Origin of the sequence: Caballeronia sp. DA-9, from assembly GCF_051615025.1 — a bacterium.
GTDB classification, from domain to species: Bacteria; Pseudomonadota; Gammaproteobacteria; order Burkholderiales; family Burkholderiaceae; genus Caballeronia; species Caballeronia sordidicola.
The window spans coordinates 1154538-1175141 of the sequence record NZ_CP195131.1 but is presented as its reverse complement, the minus strand read 5'-3'; the positions used below and the strand labels follow the sequence as shown (position 1 = coordinate 1175141).

At 60.3% G+C, this 20604-nt stretch carries 17 protein-coding genes; 15 read left to right on the top strand and 2 right to left on the bottom strand.

Annotated features, from left to right (window positions below; all coding sequences use genetic code 11):
* Positions 1-47 precede the first annotated feature (47 nt).
* The 13 genes from ACRWA7_RS05195 (at position 48) to ACRWA7_RS05135 (ending at position 14374) form a co-directional block, all read left to right on the top strand.
* Positions 48-800, top strand: coding sequence for a PIG-L deacetylase family protein (locus ACRWA7_RS05195; protein ID WP_438390349.1), 753 nt, complete (start codon positions 48-50; stop codon positions 798-800).
* Positions 797-1489, top strand: coding sequence for a 4-carboxy-4-hydroxy-2-oxoadipate aldolase/oxaloacetate decarboxylase (locus ACRWA7_RS05190; RefSeq protein WP_060819478.1), 693 nt, complete (start codon positions 797-799; stop codon positions 1487-1489). The genes ACRWA7_RS05195 and ACRWA7_RS05190 overlap by 4 nt, the downstream gene beginning before the upstream one ends.
* Positions 1490-1555: 66 nt before the next feature.
* A complete protein-coding gene (locus ACRWA7_RS05185) occupies positions 1556-2647 on the top strand; it encodes a mandelate racemase/muconate lactonizing enzyme family protein (protein ID WP_438390348.1) in 1092 nt (363 codons plus the stop codon).
* Between the two features lie 24 nt (positions 2648-2671).
* On the top strand, positions 2672-3610 hold the full coding sequence (locus ACRWA7_RS05180; protein ID WP_438390347.1) for an SMP-30/gluconolactonase/LRE family protein: 939 nt from the start codon (positions 2672-2674) through the stop codon (positions 3608-3610).
* Between the two features lie 75 nt (positions 3611-3685).
* The gene (locus tag ACRWA7_RS05175) at positions 3686-4654 is read left to right on the top strand and encodes a Bug family tripartite tricarboxylate transporter substrate binding protein (RefSeq protein WP_438390346.1); all 969 of its coding nucleotides are present in this window, start codon (positions 3686-3688) and stop codon (positions 4652-4654) included.
* Between the two features lie 61 nt (positions 4655-4715).
* A complete protein-coding gene (locus ACRWA7_RS05170) occupies positions 4716-5675 on the top strand; it encodes an ornithine cyclodeaminase family protein (RefSeq protein ID WP_060819487.1) in 960 nt (319 codons plus the stop codon).
* 77 nt (positions 5676-5752) lie between these two features.
* A complete protein-coding gene (locus ACRWA7_RS05165) occupies positions 5753-6931 on the top strand; it encodes a porin (protein ID WP_438390345.1) in 1179 nt (392 codons plus the stop codon).
* 51 nt (positions 6932-6982) lie between these two features.
* Positions 6983-8068, top strand: coding sequence for a mandelate racemase/muconate lactonizing enzyme family protein (locus tag ACRWA7_RS05160; protein ID WP_438390344.1), 1086 nt, complete (start codon positions 6983-6985; stop codon positions 8066-8068).
* Between the two features lie 24 nt (positions 8069-8092).
* On the top strand, positions 8093-8941 hold the full coding sequence (locus tag ACRWA7_RS05155) for an amidohydrolase family protein (protein WP_438390343.1): 849 nt from the start codon (positions 8093-8095) through the stop codon (positions 8939-8941).
* Between the two features lie 35 nt (positions 8942-8976).
* Entirely contained in the window at positions 8977-10314 is a 1338-nt protein-coding gene (locus tag ACRWA7_RS05150) for an MmgE/PrpD family protein (protein ID WP_438390342.1), read from the top strand.
* A gap of 51 nt (positions 10315-10365) precedes the next feature.
* Positions 10366-11115, top strand: coding sequence for a maleate cis-trans isomerase family protein (locus tag ACRWA7_RS05145; RefSeq protein WP_060819498.1), 750 nt, complete (start codon positions 10366-10368; stop codon positions 11113-11115).
* A gap of 69 nt (positions 11116-11184) precedes the next feature.
* Positions 11185-11877: a substrate-binding domain-containing protein gene (locus tag ACRWA7_RS05140; protein ID WP_075643279.1), complete on the top strand. Its 693-nt coding sequence runs from the start codon at positions 11185-11187 to the stop codon at positions 11875-11877.
* A gap of 1087 nt (positions 11878-12964) precedes the next feature.
* Complete coding sequence (locus tag ACRWA7_RS05135; RefSeq protein ID WP_438390341.1) at positions 12965-14374, top strand: hypothetical protein; 1410 nt, start codon at positions 12965-12967, stop codon at positions 14372-14374.
* A gap of 9 nt (positions 14375-14383) precedes the next feature.
* Here ACRWA7_RS05135 and ACRWA7_RS05130 read toward each other — a convergent pair whose 3' ends face one another.
* Together ACRWA7_RS05130 and ACRWA7_RS05125 are read right to left on the bottom strand one after the other, a co-directional pair.
* A complete protein-coding gene (locus ACRWA7_RS05130; protein ID WP_438390340.1) occupies positions 14384-15841 on the bottom strand; it encodes a glycosyl hydrolase family 28-related protein in 1458 nt (485 codons plus the stop codon).
* A 115-nt stretch (positions 15842-15956) separates the two neighbouring features.
* On the bottom strand, positions 15957-16622 hold the full coding sequence (locus ACRWA7_RS05125; RefSeq protein ID WP_438390339.1) for a GntR family transcriptional regulator: 666 nt from the start codon (positions 16620-16622) through the stop codon (positions 15957-15959).
* A gap of 295 nt (positions 16623-16917) precedes the next feature.
* On the opposite strand from ACRWA7_RS05125, the gene ACRWA7_RS05120 reads away from it, so the two are divergent.
* Together ACRWA7_RS05120 and ACRWA7_RS05115 are read left to right on the top strand one after the other, a co-directional pair.
* Positions 16918-19182: an alpha/beta hydrolase domain-containing protein gene (locus ACRWA7_RS05120; protein WP_438390338.1), complete on the top strand. Its 2265-nt coding sequence runs from the start codon at positions 16918-16920 to the stop codon at positions 19180-19182.
* A 73-nt stretch (positions 19183-19255) separates the two neighbouring features.
* On the top strand, positions 19256-20077 hold the full coding sequence (locus tag ACRWA7_RS05115) for a hypothetical protein (RefSeq protein ID WP_060819509.1): 822 nt from the start codon (positions 19256-19258) through the stop codon (positions 20075-20077).
* The last annotated feature ends 527 nt before the right edge of the window (positions 20078-20604 follow it).

Genomic DNA, 20604 nt, shown 5'->3' with positions numbered 1-20604 from the left:
TCGATGCGGACTGACGGGGACGCGTTCCTTCACTCATCCGTTTATTCATGTCCACTCTCTCTCCGACTTCGACACACCGCAAGACCGGTCTGGTCGTCAGCGCGCACTCGGCCGATTTCGTCTGGCGAGCCGGTGGCGCGATCGCGTTGCACGCCAGCCAGGGCTATCGCATGATGGTCGTTTGCCTCTCGTTCGGAGAGCGCGGCGAATCAGCGAAACTGTGGCGCAAAGGCGGCCAGACGATCGAAAGCGTCAAGGCCGCGCGCCGCGACGAGGCGCTCGAGGCAGCCGCGATTCTCGGAGCCGAGATCGAATTCTTCGATCTCGGCGATTATCCGCTTCGCGTCTCCGACGAAGCCTTGATGCGGCTGGTCGACGTGTATCGCGATCTGCTGCCTTCGTTCGTGCTGAGCCATTCAGCCGAAGACCCATACAACGCCGACCATCCGCTGGCAATGAGCGTAACGCGCGAGGCGCGCATCATTGCGCAGGCCGAGGGCTATAAGCCGGGACAGCAGATTCTTGGCGCACCGCCCGTCTATGCATTCGAACCGCACCAGACAGAACAATGCAACTGGTCACCCAATACCTTTCTCGACATCACGGATGTGTGGGATCGGAAACGCGGCGCCATCGAAGCGATGGCGGGCCAGGAACATCTTTGGCATTACTACACACGTGTCGCACTGCAACGCGGCGTGCAGGCCAAGCGCAACATCGGCATTACGGCCGCGCGCAACATCGAATATGCGGAGGCTTACATGCAGCTCACCCCTAACGTAGTGGAGTCGCTCGCATGACGCTCGGAATCGTGGTGCCCAACAAACGGCGCGCCGACGCGCAGGCCATCGCCGCCCTCGCGCAGGCCGGCGCGGCGACAGCCCATGAAGCCCAGGGTCGGCTTGGCCTGATGGGAGCGGGCATTCGCCCAGTCTGGCAAGGCGCGGCGATAGCCGGCTCAGCTGTCACAGTGTTGCTGGTTCCCGGTGACAACTGGATGCTGCATGTTGCCGTGGAGCAATGCCAGCCGGGCGACATCGTCGTCGCCGCCGTCACCTCGCCTTGCGACAACGGCTATTTCGGCGAACTGCTGGCTACGTCGATGGCGGCGCGAGGTGTGCTCGGCCTCGTGATCGATGCCGGTTGCCGCGACGTCAAGGCGCTCAAGGACATGAATTTCCCTGTGTGGTCGAAGGCCGTGTCCGCGCAAGGCACGGTGAAGGCAACGCTTGGCTCGGTCAATGTCCCGGTGGTATGCGCCGGCCAGGCGGTCCGTCCGGGCGACGTCATCGTCGCCGATGACGACGGCATTGTGGTCGTGCCGTTCGGCGACGTCGACAAGGTCGTGCATGCCTCGACACAGCGGCTCGAGAAAGAAGCCAGGACGCGCGCTGTGCTCGCCTCCGGCGTGCTCGGACTCGACTACTACGGCATGCGGGAAACGCTTGCCGCGAAGGGGCTTTGCTACGTCGCGCCGCAAGATGAATGAACTCGACGCAGCCGCTCGGCGTAGGGCCGCACGGTGCGCAAGACCAGGAAGGAGGCCATAAGCGTCATGACGATCCGTTCGATCGAAGCCATTCCGTTAAGTCTGCCTTACGAGATGTTCGGGCCGAAGCCGCTTTTCGCCGGACATCCGCGGCAGATGGAAATCCTGCTCGTGCGCGTCGAGACGGAAGAAGGCCAGGTCGGCTGGGGCGAGGCATTTGGCTATGCAGTGTGGCCGGCCACCCGCGCTGCGCTCGAGCATCTCGTCGCGCCGCTCGCGATTGGCCGCGATGAAACCGGTATCGCCGAGCTCAACCTGCAATTGCAACGGCCTTTGCATTTGCTCGGACGCACTGGCGCGGTCACGTTCGCGCTGTCGGGCCTCGACATCGCGCTGTGGGATCTTGCCGGCAAGGCTGCGGGCAAACCCGTCTCTGCATTGCTGGGTGGCGCGCGGCATCGTGATCTGCCGGTCTATGCCAGCCTGATGCGCTACACCGACCCGGCGCTCGCAGCGCATAACGCGGCGGCGGCGCATGAACGCGGCTTTGCTGCGATCAAACTGCACGAGACCGGTGTCGAGCACGTCAAGATGGCACGCGAGGCGCTGGGTCCACAAGTGGGTTTGATGCTGGATGTAAATTGCCCGTGGAATGTCGACGAGGCGGTCGGGATTGCGCAGCAGCTCGCGCGTTTCGATCTGACGTGGTTCGAAGAGCCTGTCTGGCCTCCGGAAGATTTTGCGGCGCTCGCACAAGTGCGGCAACGCTGTGGCCTCGCCATTTCGGCGGGCGAGAACGTGATGAGCGCGACCCATTTCAAGCAGATGTTCGAAGCGGGCGCGGTCGACATCGCGCAGCCGAGCGTCACGAAGATCGGCGGTATCAGCGAATTCATGAAGATCGCCGGCATTGCTGCGCGCTATGGCGTGCCGCTCGTGCCGCACTGCCCGTATTTCGGTCCCGGGCTACTTGCGAGTTTGCATATCGCATCGACTTTCGAAGCCGAAACCATGATCGAATATTCGTTCGCGGATCTCGGCGCGAGTCCGCTTGGCGACGCGATTGCAATCCGCGACGGCCGCATCACCATTCCACAGGCGCCTGGTCTTGGCCGGGACCCCGATCCCGACGTGATCGCGCGATATCGCGTGGCCTGACTCACACACTGACGAGGAAACTCTATGCAGGGGGAATTACCGCGCTATCCGGACGAAGCCGTCCGCGTGCTCGATCCGCGCTTTGCCCGCTACGTTAATCCGTTCGCGGCGGTGGAGCGGCTTGCCGACGGATGCCGATGGGGTGAAGGCCCGGTCTGGTTCGGCGACGGACGGTATCTCCTATGGAGCGATATCCCCAACGACCGCATCATGCGCTGGACCGAGGAAACCGGCGCGGTAAGCGTGTTTCGCTCTGGCTCGAACCTGCTTGCGAACGGGAACACGCGTGACCGGCAGGGACGGCTCATAACGGCCGAACATGGCGGCAGGCGCATATCGAGAACCGAGTACGACGGCTCGATCACGGTGCTCGCGGACCGGTATCAAGGCAAGCGTCTCAATTCGCCCAACGACGTGATCGTCAAATCCGACGACTCGATCTGGTTCACAGATCCGCCGTTCGGCTTGCTCAACAACTACACAGGCCGGGTCGGCCAGCAGGAACTGCCCGCGAACGTCTATCGGCTCGATCCGCACGCGGGCGAGCTGAGGGTGGTGGCAGACGATATCGAAGGGCCGAACGGCCTGGCTTTTTCGCCCGACGAGTCCATCCTCTACGTGATCGAGTCGCGCACCAATCCGCGCCGTATCCGGGCGTTCGACGTGGAAGGCGGCACGCAGCTCGTGAAAAGCCGGGTGCTGATGGACGCCGGTCCCGGCACGCCGGATGGATTGCGCGTCGATATCGACGGCAACTTGTGGTGTGGCTGGGGCATGGGCCGCGCGGAGCTGGATGGCGTGCGAATCCTGTCGCCACAAGGCGAGCCCATCGGTCATATCGCGTTGCCGGAGCGCTGCGCCAATCTGTGCTTTGGCGGTCCACAGCGCAACCGCTTGTTCATGGCGGCGAGCCGTTCGCTGTATTCGTTGTTCGTCAACACACAGGGTGTGGCGATCGGATAGATTTACGTGCAAAGGCGCTCTCCAAACGAGAGATCAGCACGATGGCGGTTCACTATAACTATTTCGGAGACCAAATTGAGACTCAAGCACCTGATACCTGCAACCCTGCTGGCGCTCGCCAGCGTCCTCAGCCCGGCGGCTCACGCGGCCTATCCCGAATATCCGATCCGGCTGATCCTGCCATTCTCCCCTGGCGGATCCAGCGACCTCGTGGCGCGGGCCGTCGCGCAGAAGGCGTCGACGTTGCTGCATCAGGCGATCGTGGTCGACAATCGGCCCGGCGCGGGCGGCGTGGTGGCGACCAGCTTCGTCGCGAATGCGAAACCCGACGGCTATACGCTGCTGTTCGCGCAGACTTCGCACGCATCCAACCCATCGTTGATGAAGCGGCTGCCCTACGATTCCGAGAAAGGCTTCACGCCGATCGCGCTTCTCGCGGATCATCCGGGCGTGCTGCTGGCGTCGACAAAAACGCCCTACAACACGTTCGCTGAATTTCTCGCATACGCCAAGGCGAATCCCGGCAAGGTCAAATATGCGTCCGCGGGCATTGGCACATGGCCGCATCTGACCATGGCGATGCTGGCGAGCGATGCGAACCTGAAAATGGTTCACGTCCCCTATGCGGGCGCCGCTCCGTCGCGGATCGATCTGCTGGCTGGCCGCGTCGACGTGAAGGTCGAAGCCTACGCCACAGTCAGCGACCTGATCAGGAGCCACCAACTCAAGGCGCTGGCCGTTACCGGCAAGGAACACGTGGCCGCGCTACCGGGCGTGCCGACCATCGCCGAATCGGGCTTCCCGGGTTTCGATTCATCGATCTGGATGGCGGTGCTCGGACCTGCGAACCTCCCGCCCGACGTCACGCAAAAGCTGCAGGCCGCCTTCACCGCCGCAGCCAAGGACCCCGCCGTTGTCAAGCAACTGGCCGACCAGGGCATCTATGCGCGCGGGCTGCCCGGCAGCGCGGTCGCGACGCTGATCCACGACGAAATCATCAAGTGGCACAAGGTGTTGGGCGCGGCCGGCGTTCAGCCGATGTAACGCACGCGGCTCACGTTCTTCAAGCCACCGACAGACACTGACTGGAATTTCGCGAAGCATCATGGCTCTTTATTTTTCCGAAACTGACGTCCGCCATGTGCTGACGATGCAAGTCGCGCTGCAAGAAGTCGAGCAGGCCTTCGCGGCCCGTGGCCGTGGCGTGGCGTTCGATGTGCCGCGCGAACGCGCGCGGCTGCCCGGTGCGCATCTGCATATCATGCAGGCGGCCGCACCCGAACTCGACCTGGTTGGCTATAAGGCGTACTACATCAAGCCCGGCGCGGGCCGCGTATCGCTGATTCATCTAATCAGCCGCAGCAGCGGCGAGCTTCAGTCAATTGTCGAAGCTGACTGGCTCGGGCAAATGCGCACGGGCGCCACAACCGGCGTAGCGGCACGGCACCTTGCGCGCAGTGAGGCTGGCGTGCTCGGCCTGTTCGGTTACGGGCGCCACGCCGTTACGCAACTCGAGGCGATCAGCCTTGCGTGCTGCTTGCGTGAAGTGCGCGTGTTCGGTCGCGACGGCGAACGTGTCGAGGCTTTTTGCCGCGAGCAGCGCGAGCGTCTTCAACTGGATGTGCGGCCGGCAGCTTCGCGGGAGGACGCGGTGTATGGCGCCGACGTGATTGCATTGATGACGCGTTCCAGCGAGCCGCTCTTCGACGGAGCGTGGCTTGAAACCGGTCAGCTCGTGACCGCTGCCGGTTCGAACAGCCTAGATCGCCGCGAGGTCGATCTTGAGACCGTGGCGCGCGCCGACCTGATCGTGGTCGACTCACGCGAAGTCGCCGAGCGCGAATGCGGCGACCTCCTGCCTGCCTATGAAGCCGGCATCGTGCATTGGGAAAGCATCACCGATCTCGGGCAGGTGGTGGCCGGCGTGCGTCCGGGACGGCGCGACGACGCGCAGATCATCTTGTTCGAGTCGCATGGAATGGCGTTGCAGGACATCTATACCGCTTCGAAGGTCGTCGAACTGGCGCGCGCGCAGGGTCTCGGCACGCCGCTGCCGATCGCTTGAACGCACCGCATCCGCTGGCAACGCAGCACGATTGAGCAATTACACAAATTCAATTAACGCTTGGAGACCGAATCACTATGTCAACCGGAAGAAAAACCCTCGTGGCCGCCGGCCTTATGTCGTTCGGCTGCTTGTCCGCTCACGCGCAGAGTACTGTCACGATCTACGGGATTCTCGACGCGGGTATTACCTACGTGAACAACGCCGCGACTTCGACAGGCCACTCGAGCCTGCTCGAGTATGGCAATGGCGTCGCGCAGGCGAGCCGTTGGGGCATGAGGGGAACGGAAGATCTAGGCAATGGCTTGCATGCGGTGTTCACCCTCGAGAACGGCTTTAACACCGGCAACGGAACGTTCGCGCAGGGCGGCGCCGAATTCGGCCGCCAGGCTTTTGTCGGCCTGTCGAAAGACGGTATCGGCTCGTTGACGTTCGGGCGCCAGTACGCATTTTCGACGGAATATCTCGGCACGTATTATTCGATGGGCGGTGCAACGGTAGTCGGCAATTTCGCATTCCATCCGAATGCGCTCGACCAGGAAACAGCCACGCAACTGAACAACACTATCAAGTTTTCGAGCGCCGATCTGCATGGCCTCAAGTTCGGCGCGTTATATGGTTTTTCAAATCAGGCTGGCGCGTTCGCGGGTTCCGCCCCGACGGCCAATCCGGTCAACGCCGGTTCGTCGCGCACGTATAGTTTCGGCTTCAACTACGACTACGGCAAGCTCGGCCTGTCGGGCGCCTACACCAATATCGGCAACCCCAACGCCGCCACGCCTGCCTTCACGACCACGATCGCGAACGTCAACACGCAGGCCAACAAGGATTTGTGGACGCTCGGCTTCGGCTTGCGCTACGTGTTCGGTCCCTTGCTCGCGTTCGGCAACTGGACCGACACGCACCTGATTCCGCTGACCGGCCGTTCTTCGGTACTGACGAGCTATGAAATCGGCGGAAGCTATTCATTCACGCCCGCCTTGAGCTTCGCGCTCGGCGACTCATATTCGTCGCTGACAGGCGGCTTCAATGGTCACTGGAACCAGATCAATAGCGGCCTGGATTATGCATTGTCGAAACGTACCGACGTGTACGCGCTAGTGGTATATCAGAAGGCTACCGGCACCAATACGATCAACGGCAAGGTCGTACCGGTGCAGGCGGAAATCGGCGCGGCCACTACCTTTACTGCGAATTCCGGCGTTGGAGCGAGCAGCCAGCTGGCTGCTCGCGTCGGCATACGCCATCGGTTCTGATGCCGGCCGGGCGCGCCCCGCACAGAACCCCCGACCTGGAGTCAGTTTGTAATGAAAATCACTCGCCTCGTTACTGAAGTCGTCCGGCTGCCACTGCCGACGCCTATTCCCAGCGCGCGCATGACCATCCAATCGGCCGACTGCGTGCTGGTCTTCCTCGAATCCGACGCGGGGCTGATCGGGGAAGGCATGGCATTCACGCTCAACGGCAAGCGTCTCGCGCTGGTCGAATCGATGATCCGCAGCCTCGAGCCGCTCGTGCTCGGCATCGAACCGTCGATGAGCGGCGCGTTCTGGCGTGCCGCCATGGGCGACGTCGCTTTTCTCGGGCAACGCGGCTTGACGGTAGTCGGTTTGTCGGCGCTCGACATGGCGTTGTGGGATCTGCGCGGCAAGGAAGCCGGCATGAACATCAGCCGCCTGCTCGGACGCTGCCGCGACGCCATGCCGGCTTATCGCAGCGGCGGGTTGCGTCTGTCGCTGTCGATCGACGAATTGCAGCGCGAAGCGGCGAGCTTCGTTGAGCAGGGCTTTCGCGCGATGAAGATGTCGCTGGGCAAGCCGCTCGCCGCCGACGACCGTGCGCGCGTCGCCGCCGTGCGCGAAGCGATCGGCCCGAACGCGCGCCTGATGGCGGACTGCAACCAGCAGTTCAGCGTGGCCGAAGCGATCCGCCGCGGCCGCACGCTGGAAGAATTCAATCTGGCGTGGATAGAAGAGCCGGTTACATATCACGATCACCACGGCGAAGCCGCGGTGGCCGCCGCGCTCGACACGCCGGTGGCCAGCGGCGAGAGCGAATATACGCGCGCCGGCATGCTGGACATGCTGCGTCTGCGCTCGGCCGACATCCTGATGCCGGATCTGCAACGCATGGGCGGTCCGACCGAGCTGCTCAAGGTCGCGCACTGCGCCGAACTCGCCGACGTGCCGGTCTCGCTGCATCTTTTCAGCGAGTGGAGCCTCGCGCTCGCAGGTGCGTTGCCCAATGCCGAGGTGCTCGAATACATGCCCTGGTTCTCCGGTCTCTATACGAACCGCATCGAGCTGGATGGCAACGGCTGTGTGCCGCTTTCCGATCTTCCTGGCTGGGGATTCCCATTCGACCCTGCCGCGGTCGCACGCTACCGCGTCTAACCTGAGCAAGCCTGAGCTACGCCCATGGATCACGCCTCGACTCGCCTTTCCTTTCGCATGCCTCGCGGCGCGTGCGATACGCACTGCCACATCTGGGGTTCGCTCGCGCGCTTTCCCTACGCCGAATCGCGGCCCTATACGCCGCCTGAACGCGACAAGCACATGTTGAGCGCGCTGCATCAGCGCCTGGGCATCGAGCGAACCGTGGTGGTGCAGGGCATTGTGTATCGCACCGACAACCGCGTGATTCTCGATGCGATTGCCGACCGGCCGCACGCGCGGCGCGGCATCGCGCTGATCGATCCAGACATCCCCGAGGCCGAACTGCAGCGGCTGCACGAAGGCGGGATTCGCGGCGTGCGCTTTGGCTTTGTCAGCCATCTTGCGTCGCGTCCCGACCTGGCGAGTTTCCGGCGCACGGTCGAGCGGATTTCGCCCTATGGCTGGCACGTTCTACTGCACGTCGATGCCGCCGATCTGATTGAACTGGTGCCGGTTTTCGCCGCCTTGCCGGTGCCGTTCGTCATCGATCACATGGGGCGGGTCGATGCGGCGCAGGGCCTCGCGCAGCCGCCGTTCGCACAGCTTCTGGAGCTCGCGCGGCGGGACAATTGCTGGGTAAAGTTGTCGGGCGCCGACCGCGTATCGGCGCAAGGCGGCACCTTTGACGACGCCGTGCCGTTCGCCCGGGCGCTGCTCGAGGCCGCGCCCGAGCGCGTGATATGGGGCACCGACTATCCGCATCCGAAGCCCCGCCACGATGTCATCGACGATTCGAAGCTGGTCGAGCTGCTGCCGCGTATTGGCGATGCCGGCCAGTTGCAGAAATTGCTGGTGGACAATCCGCTGCGCCTGTACGGCTTCACAGAATGAGCGAAGCTCGAATCCCAATGAATCAAAGGCACGAAATGAACGACCCGACGATCGCGCAGCGGCTTGGCCACTTCATCCATGCGAATTCTTACGAAGCCCTTCCCGCGCATGTCGTCGAACAGGCCAAATCGCGCATGCTGGATTCGCTCGGCACCGCGCTGGCGTCGCGCGAACTGCCCGTGCCGGCGACCGCGTTGAAGTTCGTCGCGGGCAGCCAGGGCGTCGCGAGTATCTATGGACATACGCAACGCGTGGCCGCTATCGACGCCGCGTTTGTGAACGCGACGTTGATCAACGGCACGACCCACGACGACTTTCTCGACAAGTCGCATCCCGGCGCCGTGACGATTCCAGCCGCGCTCGCGATCGCCGAAGAGCGGGGCAGCTCCGGACGTGACGTGCTCGCCGCAGTCGTGCTCGGCTATGACCTTGTCGGACGTGCCTATCGCGGCGGTCCCACGATGCTGCCGAAATTCAGGGCCACCGGCGTTGCCGGCGCAATTGGCGCGGCGGCGGCGGCGGGGAAGCTGCAAGGCTCGAACGCCGATGAACTCGCCAGCGCCCTGGGTCTTGCCGCCATGTTCGCATCCGGTTTCGGCGAAGGTTTCGTGTCGGGCACGATGGACGTCAAGCTCAATGTCGGCTGGGCGTGCCGCAGCGGTGTATCGGCGGCCCGCCTTGCGCAGTGCGGGGCCACCGCGGCGCCACGCGTGTTCGAAGGCAACGCGGGCTTTTTCAACGCATTCGCAGGCAATACGGATGCTGCCGCCGAGGCGGTGCGCGATCTTGGCGCGCCATTTCTAATCGAGCAATCAGTCTACAAGGAGCGGCCGGTCTGCATCTTCGTCCAGACGCCTGTCGAACTCGTGCTTGCGCTAGTCGACGAACACGCAATCAGGGCCGCCGCGGTCGAACGTGTCGTGATTCACGCGCCACGCGCAACCTTCACGAACCCCGGCTTTCGCAACGTAGCGCCTTTTTCGACACATCTTCAGGCACGCATCAGCGCGCGCTTCACGACCGCGGCGGCGCTGCTCGGACGCCCGGTTGGCGAATACGCGTTTTACTACGATATCCACGACGAAGAAGTGCTTGCGCTCGCCGAGCGCATCGAACTCGTCGACATCGGGCCCGACGCCGATAGCATACGGGTCGACATCGTCCATTGCGGCACGACGTTCACCAGAAGCGCGGTCGAGATGGATTCGCTGTTACCGACGCTGGACAAATCGCGCGCGAAGTTCGAACGCGTAGCAGGCCCATGGCTTGGCAAACGTACGCCGCAAGTCGTCGATCTGGTCCTCGGCCTCGACCAACTGTGCGATATCCGCGAGCTCACGCGGCTATTGCGCGCTGACGCCGCATTGGCATGACGTGCATGCCGCCCTGTCGCCCACTGCTGCACATGTTAAACGGAGGACATCATGATGGGATGGCGTGCCCGCTTGGGCATTCTTGTGCCGCCAGGCAATCCGACGCTCGAACCCGAGGTGATGCAACTGACGCCGCATGGCGTATCCGCGCATTTCACGCGGATGGTCGCGCATGGCGAAACCGGCTCACATGACGGGCAGGACGATCGGAATCGCACTCAGATCGCGCACCTCGACGAGAACGTCGAATTGCTTTCGATGGTCAAGCCCGGCGTCATTGCGCTTGGCCATACGGCGACGAGCTATACGCTCGGCGTACAAGCCGAAGCCGATCTGATCGAAAGAATCACGCAACGCTGGCATATTCCGTTCATTACGGCGTTCGGCAGTGTCGTTGCCGCGCTACGGCATCTTGGTATCGAGCGCGTTGCATATGGCACGCCGTATAACGCGCAGACAACCCTGCAAGGCAAGGCCCATCTCGAAGCATATGGCTTCAAGGTAGTTGCGTTCGGCAGCTTGCCGAACGTGCGTAACATCTACGACGAATCGAGCGAACGCGCTTACGGCCTCGGCCGGCAAGTGAATTCGGCGGACGCGCAGATCGTATTCCTGAGCGGCGTGGGCATGCCGACCGTCGACGCCATCGACATGCTCGAACGCGATCTCGGCAAGCCCGTGATATCGAGCGTCACCGCCATGATGTGGAACGCTCTGCGCATCACTGGTGTTCACGCGCCCATAGAAGGTGGCGGCCAGTTGTTGCGATCTTCCGCGTCGCCTTCATCCGGCTACATTTAAGCGTACTCGTGCGTTTGCGTGCACATGTGACGCGCGTGCCGGCCGATTCCCGTTCCCTCAAGTGATTTCATGACCAAGACCCTTCACGTCATTTCGTCGATGGCGACCCGGCACGTGCTTAACGAACTTGCGGAATTATTCCAGCGCCAACACTCTTGCCGGCTGGACATCGAGTCGGTGGGCGGGGTAGTCGCCGCGCAACGGGTGCAGGCGGGTGATGCATTCGACGTCGCCGTGCTGGCAGCCGACGCAATCGAGGCGCTGGCACAAGCAGGCAAGGTGAGGGCGGCAACCTGTCTCGATGTCGCGTGCGCGGAGGTAGCCGTCGCTGTGCGGCGTGGCGCGCCCCGGCCTGACATCGGCTCGGAGGCGGCGCTCAAGCACGCGGTCGAGGCGGCGAGCAGCATTGGCTATTCGACCGGTCCGAGCGGTACGCATCTGCAATCGCTATTCGAGCGTTGGGGCATGGCGGAGGCGATCGCCGGACGCACGATCCTGGCGCCGCCGGGCACGCCGGTCGGTGCGCTGGTGGCCGAGGGTCGCGCGGAACTTGGCTTTCAGCAACTAAGCGAGATGATTCATCTGCAAGGAATCGAAGTGCTTGGACCGTTGCCGCCCGGGGTGCATATCGTCACGGTGTTCAGCGCGGCGCTCACTGCCGGAGCGGTAGACACGCAACTCTCGAAGATGTGGCTGGCCTTTCTGGTTTCGCCAGAAGCGGACGAGGTAAAACGACGCAACGGAATGACGCCAGCGCAGTGAGACGCGCCAGCCATGCCGTCCGCGTTACCACAGGGTTATCAATGCGCGGCACAAAATCCCTCGATCGGCTGTGCGAAGGCTCGTCTAAACTTGGGAATCGCCGTCGACCATCGCTTGCGACGTGCAATGCCCTGATGGTTTTGGCGACACGCCGGGCGTGCTTGACACGTTGCCTGTTCGAGTGAGAAGGACAAACTCGCACGGCGCGGCGTTGTTGTCCCGGCATGTTTTGCGCCTTACTATTGTCGAACCCAGACAATTGAAAGAGGAAGCAAATCGCTATGAGAGAAAGTGTTCGGGACGTAAGAGTCGTGAACCTTCGAGTTCGAGTGTTAGCTGAGACACTCGTCAGCGAATTCCATATGGGCCAGCAGGCTAAACGGCCTGCATCAACGGGCCGGACATAAGCGTGCTGCCTTGACCTGTAGCCTATGTGCAAAACCCAGTTTGCAATCCGGGAGGCGTCCACATAAACGCCTCTTAGGCCGACCACCGGGCGGCTGACTCAGTCGCCGCGCCGACCAGATCGGAAGCGCCACACGCGTCAGTTTTTTTGGTCCCTAGCCGTCATTGTTGTTGCAGTATGGGTAGGATGATGGGTAGGGTGTGTTCGGGAAGAGTGGGAGTCAAACCTGGCGGTGCTTTGCGGGCAACTGTTGGAGTCGGCTGCCTTCCGCCATGGTCTTTTTTTAGAATGCTGCGGTTATTTTTGGTCGATATTATTTCAGCAAAAATATAGTGGCTGGTTATCTCGTCGGCCTCACTTTATCGCCTCTTCTGTTCCGCACGTAGTGCTGGGTCATCGTCAAGGATGTGTGGCCCAGTTGCTTTTGTGCCTGGCGAATGTTCCCGTGCTGTCCGTCTTATCCGTCCCCGTCTTGGCCCGCAGATCACGAATCTGAAAGTCTCCATCTTTCACGTCTAGCAAAACTTGATCAAAGCAGGTAACAAATAAAGCCCCAGCCGCTAATGTGCGCAAACATACGGTGATCCTGTTGGCAGTTAATTAAAATTCTTCCACGAGCTTCGTGTAGCCTCAGCGTGGCACGGCACACGCTTGCGACCACTACCGAATTACTCGGTGCCTATGGCCGCCGTTATTGAGCCGCCAAAACTAGAATTGGTGATAATAAAAATGTGGATGCGGAGATATTCAGTACAAAAACCGGACGTTACCGGGGTGGTGAGCTTGGGCTTGGTTCTTAACTTATTTTTGATGCGCCCGACGGCGCTCGGTGAAACATATACGTCTCTAGGCATGGTGCTCGCCGTTCCACTTGTGTACCTTCATATATGGCACAACACTAAACGAACCCGTTATTCAAATGCGGTGATTCGATGGGACATTGCGTCGCTGCTCAGCCTGCTATGCCTGTATTGGCTTTACATTTGCCCGATTTCGATAGTCTTTGAAATGTCCCAGCTCGACTGGGTATTAAAAGAGTTTGTCACCACTCTCATGATCGCGCTTGTCTACGGCATGTTTCTCATGGATGCAGAAGCCAATCGCAGGTTCTTTAAGACCTTATGCACGGTTATTTCCGTGCTTGGCTTATCCAGCGTCATCACCGTCGCATTATCAGCAATACTCGGTAGCAAAGACGCGTTGTTTCTGTTCTCGTTAAACGTCAAGGGATATACCGAGGTTACCTTGCACCAAGAGACATCGACTGGCGCCATTTATTTTCCCTTTTCAATGCTTTACGGCGATTACGTGTCGGGAACGGTCAAGCTTGATCGTTACTGCGCGTTCTTCCGCGAAGCGGGCATTTATCAGGCAGTCGCATGTTTTTGCCTTGCATATGAAGCTTTCACGCGCCGATCCAAACTTGTCATGTTTGGACTGGCCGGCGGCACTATCTGCGCGTTTTCATCTTTGGGGATCGCTCTGCTTGCAATGAGCATTGGAACCATCTTTTTATTCTCGGGTTCACGAGTTGCGTCATGGCGTGTAGTGATCACAGCGGTCATTCTCGGGCTCGTATATCCGGTGTCGATGTACACCCCGTATATCGGACTGGAAGACAAGGCAGTCACGCACGGCGCCTCGCTATCCGACCGTTCGAGTTCGATCGAACGGGGTCTGGAGGATGTACGACGCAATCCATTTGGCAATGGCCTTTATTCAAGCCTTGGCAAGAACGACGGGATCTGCCTGCTCGCGGAACTGGGCATGATCGGACTGTTTGGTTTCGCGTGCAAAGTCTTGCTTCTCTCCGGATTGAGACTAGGGCCAGGTCTGAATTGGAAGAAAGTCGCGACTTGTGCGCCGTTGTTGATCACGGCGCTCGTATCCCAGCCGATCGCGGGAGCGCCCGTTATGCTCGTGATCGGCATGGTGTTTGTTCCACGCGTGGTCAATCGGAAGGGGCGCGCAGCGCTTCGGTTGATGAGGCCTGGTATGCCCGAGATTTTAGCCAGCGGACCCGCGGTGGTTACAGCTAAACAAATGTCGGTGGATTCGCCTTTGCCGGATTCTTTCGTGGCTAACAACTGATCGCGCTGTTTATTTGACGATGTTCTGGCCAGTTGCGCTGCGCTTTGTGAGGCGCAGCGGCGTTGGGCAATTCGTGATCGTATTTCCTGAAACCGAGCTTTCCGCCACTGCGTTGATGCCCTGTGCAAATCCCGACACGTAATTACCGGTGATGATTGTGTCGGTGGTGCCCGGGTCTGGCAACAGGATGCCAGTGGTTTCGCCGCGAGTCACGGATCCTTGCACGTGATTATCGGCAATGATCGCCCGTGTGACTGGCCGTGCGTCGTGACTGACGCTCGGATCCACGCCGAATTGAATGCCATTGTTCGCCCTAAGCGCGGTCACCACGTTTCCGGTAATGGCGATCGCCCCGCTTGCATCTTCCACATGAAGCGTACCGTTCGCGCTCGCGCTGTTCGAGGCGACCGTGTTTCCGCGAATGACGAGATCGGTCACGTGCGCAACATTGAGCGGGAGATCGAGTTGCAGGTTGCTAGGCGCGATCGTATTTCCCTCAATAACAACGTCGGAGCACATGATATGAGGGGTGTTGACGCCGATGCTCGCATCTAAGCAACTGTTGCCGCTGATGTGCAGATGCCGGGATGGTCTGCCTAGCGGTTTTTCTCTGACTCGCCTTTCCATGCCGTCCTGATTGTTAATTTGAACCCCGTACGAGCATTTTTCGAACACATTGTCTTGAACGTAGAGACCGTTGAGTCCTGTGCCGAGAAACCAAGAGCCAAAGATGTTCGACTGTAACTTCGATGGCTCCGTCGTACGGGAGAAGACGCGGTTTCGAAAAAACCGCTGGTTGGATGCGTCGTTGACAGCGTTGAGCACGCCTTGCATCGCGTCCTTGCCGACGTTGGAGAGATCGAAGACTAACTCCGTGACAAACGTATCGGAACCGCCCCATTCGAAGGCGCAACTTGCTTTTGCGCTGTCGACCCTACTGGTCAAAGTCGCGCCTTCACCGATGGTCGTGACATCGCGAGCGTAGATGCTTCCCTTGACGAGATAAGTACGTCCACGCAAGAACACCGTGCGCTGCGAAGTGCCACGGACGTGCGCATACATCGCATTCAACGCAGCGGTGTCATCGGATATGCCGTCTCCTTTAGCGCCGAAAATCAGCGGCGTGACAATAAAAGCGTCTCTCATGGCCAGTTCGTGGGAAAACGATCCGGCTTGAGGCGTTCGTGTAGCCGCGCGCGCACGGTCGCCGGCTCCGATAAGCAGGGCGGACAGCGTGGTATTGATGACGAAACGGCGGCGCGGGTTTTGTGAACGCTTCATTGAGTGCATTGACAAGGCAGGGTGTTCGCGTGCAGTGGCCATGCGTTGCATAAGCCGTTCGTAGTTTAACTTCAAATATCCCGACTTTGTACGGCGTAGCAAAGTCGGTTGATTCGGCTCGTCGTGACATTTCCAATGGCGGACTTCGTAGATGCCGTGAAACGGCTGCCGCTGTTTCGACAGCAATTGTCCTCAGTCGTGGCCTCCTGTGTTGCAGCCGTACCATGCAAGTCGCCGATGTGCGATTCGTCGCGCAGCAAGGGATCGGTCGCGGTCATGCCAGCGAGCCGGGAGGCTGTAATCACACCGCGTCGACCTGCGAAAGCGCGGCGATAAGATCTCCGAACCTTTCGCCCTGCACCACGATATGTCCACGCAAAGCGGCCGCCGCCGCTTCGCCGTCACCTTTTCCAAGGGCATCGACCACGGCCTGGTGTTCACTGAAGGAAGCGCCCATGCGGCCTTTTACTCTTAGCTGCAAGCGCCGGTACGGCCTGAGCAGTTTGTGCAGGGCTTTCGCCTGGTCATGCAGGAAGCCGTTGTGACTTCCCTGATAGATAAGGCAGTGAAAACGCTCGTTCAAATGATAATAATTGTCCGGGTCATCCGAATCGCGCGCCTGCTCGCACGCAAGGTGTGCTGACTTGAGTTCGTCTAGCTGCGCTGTAGTCATGCGCCGCGCCGCAAGACGGCCGCACATTGCTTCGAGTTCGGCCATTACCTCGAACATCTCGATCAGCCGGTGCAGGCTGATCTTCGCCACAACCGCGCCGTGCCGCGGCCGCATCTCCACCATTCCCGCCGACGCAAGCTGGAGCAGCGCCTCGCGCACCGGGGTCCGCGACACCTGAAAACGCGCCGTGAGTTCAGCTTCATCGAGCGGCGCCCCGGGCGGCAGCGCGCCTGTCGCAATGTCCTCTTCAATGGATTCCCTTAACTGGTCCGCGCGAGTGAGCTTGTTCGTCATGATCGACCTTAACGGTTGCGGCGTTGGCAAGGCGGTACGCGTAAACGATAGTTGAGAATGCAGGGGCGTGACTTATAAATACACAAACACTCCGTAAATATTTTAAAGCCTCACCTACAACTTACAAATCTTTTTCAGCGTATTTAAATGGACTTCGGATCGTAGTCCATTTCTGCGCACGGCCCGCGCTCGCCCCCGGGGTTGCTGACTGCCCCTGTTTCTGCGCCCTGCGTTCGCGCGCGCATCCCGTTGCGGGGCCCTTTCCAGCAATACTTGCATGACGGAGACACTGACCATGATAGTCAAATCAGTAGGTGTACTACTGGGTATGGGTGCGGGCGTCTTGTTGATCGGCGGCTGCGGACATAGTGACGACGGTTCGAAAAGCATCGACAGGGGCGCTGGCTTCATCAACAGTTTCCAGATCATCTCGACCGCGCCCGCGTTCGGTGGCGCAACTCCCGCGGGCGCGGCGGGACCCTATCAGGTCATCACTGCTGTCGTGCATGGCGAGCTTGATCCGAACAACCCGCTCAATGCGGGCATAGTCAACATCAAAAACGCACCGGTCGGGGCAGACGGCTATGTGGCCTATGAAACCGATGTCGTGCTCCTGCGGCCACAAAGTGCGTCAACTGCAAAGCGCGTGTTGTTCTACGATGTCGTGAATCGTGGCAGCAAGATAGGCGACGCGTCATTCATAGGCGGCGGAGCGCTGGATACGGGCGCTGCGCCAGCATCCAGCTTCCCCTCACTTCTGCGCAACGGCTATACAGTCTTGTGGAGCGGATGGCAGGGCGATGTTCCGCTCACGGGCAATAGCTCGCTTGCCGGCGCTGGGCTGCTTGGCACGAGCTTTCCGGTCGCGACCAACAAGGACGGCACGCCAATGACCGCGTTGAGCCGCGAAGAGTTTATTCCGGACTACGCCGGCGGTCCCGCCACGACCATTCCACTCACTTACCCGCCCGCCGATCTCAATGACAAGACGTCGGTCACTTTCACGGCGCGGCAGTCGTGGCTGACGGCGTACGGCAGCATTCCGGGCGGAGTGCAAACCTACACGGCGCCCTCAGTCTCCGTTCCGGCATGGAGTTATATCAGTACACCGAACAACGTATATGAAGGAAATTACTCGGTGACGTTCACTCCGCCGACCAGCGTTCCCGGCCCCAACGGCACGAGTGTTCCACCGGACGCCGGCACTATCTATAGTTTCGTCTATAAGGCGGCGGCGCCCACTGTGGACGGCATCGGTTTTGCGGCACTGCGCGACCTGGTCTCGTTCCTCCGATACGACTCGACCGACGCCCAAGGCATGGCGAACCCCCTCAATGACCTGAAGACAGCTCCCTGCGCCACGGCCTCATGCTCGCAAAATACCAATTTCGATGTTGCCATCGGCGAAGGCATTTCGCAGTCCGGGCGCTTCATGAAGGACTTTTTGTATCAGGGATTCAACGTCGACAAGAACGGCAAGATTGTTTTTGACGGTATGTTCCCGATCATCTCCGCTGCCCGGCGTACCTGGACCAACGCCGCGTTTGCGCAGCCTGGCCGCTGGTCCAAGCAGCACGAGGACCATTTCATGCCGGGCTTCCAGTTTCCATTCACTTACGCCACGCTCACCGACCCCGTCAGCGGCATGACAGACGGTCTGCTGAAACAATGCACGCAAACCAACACCTGTCCGAAGATCATGCAACTCGATGGCGCCTTCGAATGGTGGGGCGGCGCTGCTTCGCTCGTGGTCACTGACGGACGCGGCAACGACGTGCAGTTGCCTCCTAACGTTCGTTATTACCTCGTGCCTGGTACACAGCATGGCGGCGGTAACGGCGTCACAACCGGCAATCTCGTCATTCCCGCGGCAGGGAGCCAGTGTCAGTTGCCGGGCTCGCCCGTGGAGGAAACGCCGGTTGAGCGAGCTCTGATTCCAGCTCTTGTGAACTGGGTCGCCAACGGGACGGAGCCACCGGCGTCGCAATATCCAACGGTGGCGTCGGGTACGCTCGTGGCGCCCACGCAAACGGCGACCGGCTTCCCGAATCTTGCGAATGTCAGCGTGCCGAGCGGGACGGCGGCCACCCCGGTTGCACTGCAACTGACGTTCAATGGCGAATATAACCAGCTCTTCGTGACCGATTACAGCAATGCCGTACCTGTGGTCAACACCGCGCAGCAGTACACCATACTCGTGCCCAAAGTCGATGCAAACGGCAACGAGACAACGGGCGTCCTGGTACCCGACGTCAGCGTGCCGCTTGCAACTTACACGGGATGGAATTATCGCGGAGCGGGTCACGCCATAGGCGATGGCTGCATCTCCAACGGAGCGGCGATTCCGTTTGCTGCGAACGCCGCAGCACAAGCGGGTGGGATGGATTCGCGCGCGACGCTGACAACGCTTTATGGCGCAAGCCGGTCGAAGTACCAGGCGGCCGTGGCGGCGGCAGCCAACGCGCTGGTAAGCAAGGGCTATTTGTTGCAGGCGGACGCGGACAATGTCTTCATTGCAAACGCGGCGAGTGTCTCACCCACGTTATTGCCGCAGCCCTGAACCCGCAGCGGGACGCAAGATCGTGACATGGTCAAGTGTCACGATCGCTCGATCATGAGGATGCCTCTTCATCATGAATGCGACATCTCCAACAAAAAGACTCGCAGCCGCCAGATGGCTCGCAATCGCTATGATGATGCCGCTCGCCGGGTGCGGCGGGGGAGGAGACTCCAATAACGCCGCTTCGACCACTCCCGCTCCCACTTCTTCCGATGTGGCCGTTTATGGAAACAGCCTGACGCTTGGCAGTGTTGCGCCGCTGTCGTTGTCGTATATTGCGGCGAAATCGACTACGAACGCGATGATCGTGAGTCCTGTCGCGGCGCCCCTGCTTGCAGCAGGCAGCACGCCACTGGTATCCAGTCACTTCCAGAGCGGCTTGGCTGGTGCGGGGATCGCATGTGTTTCGGCACCGGCGAACAGCATTGGTACCGTGGCAGGCGTCAATGTGGGTGTGAACATCAAGAGTGTGGCGGTGCTTCTTGATGGATCATGGACGGTATCGACAACACCTTCTGCGACATGGATCTCGCTTGGCGCCAATGCCGCGACATTCGATGGCTGGGAAAACTGTGGCGCCAAAGCGGAAGGGAGCCCGTCGCCGTCATCCACCCTGGTCGTTGCTGCGGACGGGAGCTTCACCGACAACGTCTTCAACGGCAATCCATCGACTACCGTGAACATCGTGAATCAAGATTTCACCGCTTCGCAAGCCGCTTCGATGCTTTCGGACGCTGGATATCTGGATACGAGCCAGGCCGGCAATCCGCAAGATATCCGGTTGAAGATTTATCAAAACACTGCCAAGCAAACGCTTCTTGTGGAGCAGGGCATTCCCTCGAGCGGTGCAACCAACGGCAACCCCGGCTATGTCGCGATCTACTATCGGCGTTGACGTGTTTTGTACGTTAACCTTTGCATTAGATGCAACCGGTCCTGCATTCCACCGCTTGATCAAGTTCTGCTCAACAGACTAAAAACTCCTCTGATGAAACCTTGGTCGTTTCAACATACATGGTTGGCATTTCCCGTGAGCAAGCACGCAGAAGCGTGGTCACCGTCATAGGACAAGACAGAGCGGAAAGGACATCCGTCGATGAGCGTCCGGACGGAGTGTGCGTCGCTGGACAACTGAAGCCAAGCTGAAAACCAGGTGGGCAGCGGCAGCGGTCCACCGATTTTCATGTGGCACTTTTAAAAAGTATTGACCTTAAAGTCCACTTTGATCCTACAGTTAAAAGACGGTCAAGCAGGGCGTCAACGGACTATGGATGCCCGCCGCTGCGTACCGTTAAGGCGAATTGGACGAGGACAGTGAAGGCTCTCCATGGGCGGATAGTTCGGGTGCCGGGACGCCGTGCTAAATGCAGGCACCCAGGATGGAATCCCTTTAATCATCGTCGCCGACCATCTATCAGACAG

Bases quoted from the DNA above. Each gene is read 5' to 3' on its own strand.
- ACRWA7_RS05155 (WP_438390343.1), top strand. From the start codon at position 8,093: ATGGATCACGCCTCGACTCGCCTTTCCTTTCGCATGCCTCGCGGCGCG.
- ACRWA7_RS05140 (WP_075643279.1), top strand. From the start codon at position 11,185: ATGACCAAGACCCTTCACGTCATTTCGTCGATGGCGACCCGGCACGTG.
- ACRWA7_RS05125 (WP_438390339.1), bottom strand. From the start codon at position 16,622: ATGACGAACAAGCTCACTCGCGCGGACCAGTTAAGGGAATCCATTGAA.
- ACRWA7_RS05135 (WP_438390341.1), top strand. From the start codon at position 12,965: ATGGCCGCCGTTATTGAGCCGCCAAAACTAGAATTGGTGATAATAAAA.
- ACRWA7_RS05165 (WP_438390345.1), top strand. From the start codon at position 5,753: ATGTCAACCGGAAGAAAAACCCTCGTGGCCGCCGGCCTTATGTCGTTC.
- ACRWA7_RS05115 (WP_060819509.1), top strand. From the start codon at position 19,256: ATGAATGCGACATCTCCAACAAAAAGACTCGCAGCCGCCAGATGGCTC.
- ACRWA7_RS05190 (WP_060819478.1), top strand. From the start codon at position 797: ATGACGCTCGGAATCGTGGTGCCCAACAAACGGCGCGCCGACGCGCAG.
- ACRWA7_RS05185 (WP_438390348.1), top strand. From the start codon at position 1,556: ATGACGATCCGTTCGATCGAAGCCATTCCGTTAAGTCTGCCTTACGAG.
- ACRWA7_RS05180 (WP_438390347.1), top strand. From the start codon at position 2,672: ATGCAGGGGGAATTACCGCGCTATCCGGACGAAGCCGTCCGCGTGCTC.
- ACRWA7_RS05120 (WP_438390338.1), top strand. From the start codon at position 16,918: ATGATAGTCAAATCAGTAGGTGTACTACTGGGTATGGGTGCGGGCGTC.
- ACRWA7_RS05170 (WP_060819487.1), top strand. From the start codon at position 4,716: ATGGCTCTTTATTTTTCCGAAACTGACGTCCGCCATGTGCTGACGATG.
- ACRWA7_RS05160 (WP_438390344.1), top strand. From the start codon at position 6,983: ATGAAAATCACTCGCCTCGTTACTGAAGTCGTCCGGCTGCCACTGCCG.
- ACRWA7_RS05195 (WP_438390349.1), top strand. From the start codon at position 48: ATGTCCACTCTCTCTCCGACTTCGACACACCGCAAGACCGGTCTGGTC.
- ACRWA7_RS05150 (WP_438390342.1), top strand. From the start codon at position 8,977: ATGAACGACCCGACGATCGCGCAGCGGCTTGGCCACTTCATCCATGCG.
- ACRWA7_RS05145 (WP_060819498.1), top strand. From the start codon at position 10,366: ATGATGGGATGGCGTGCCCGCTTGGGCATTCTTGTGCCGCCAGGCAAT.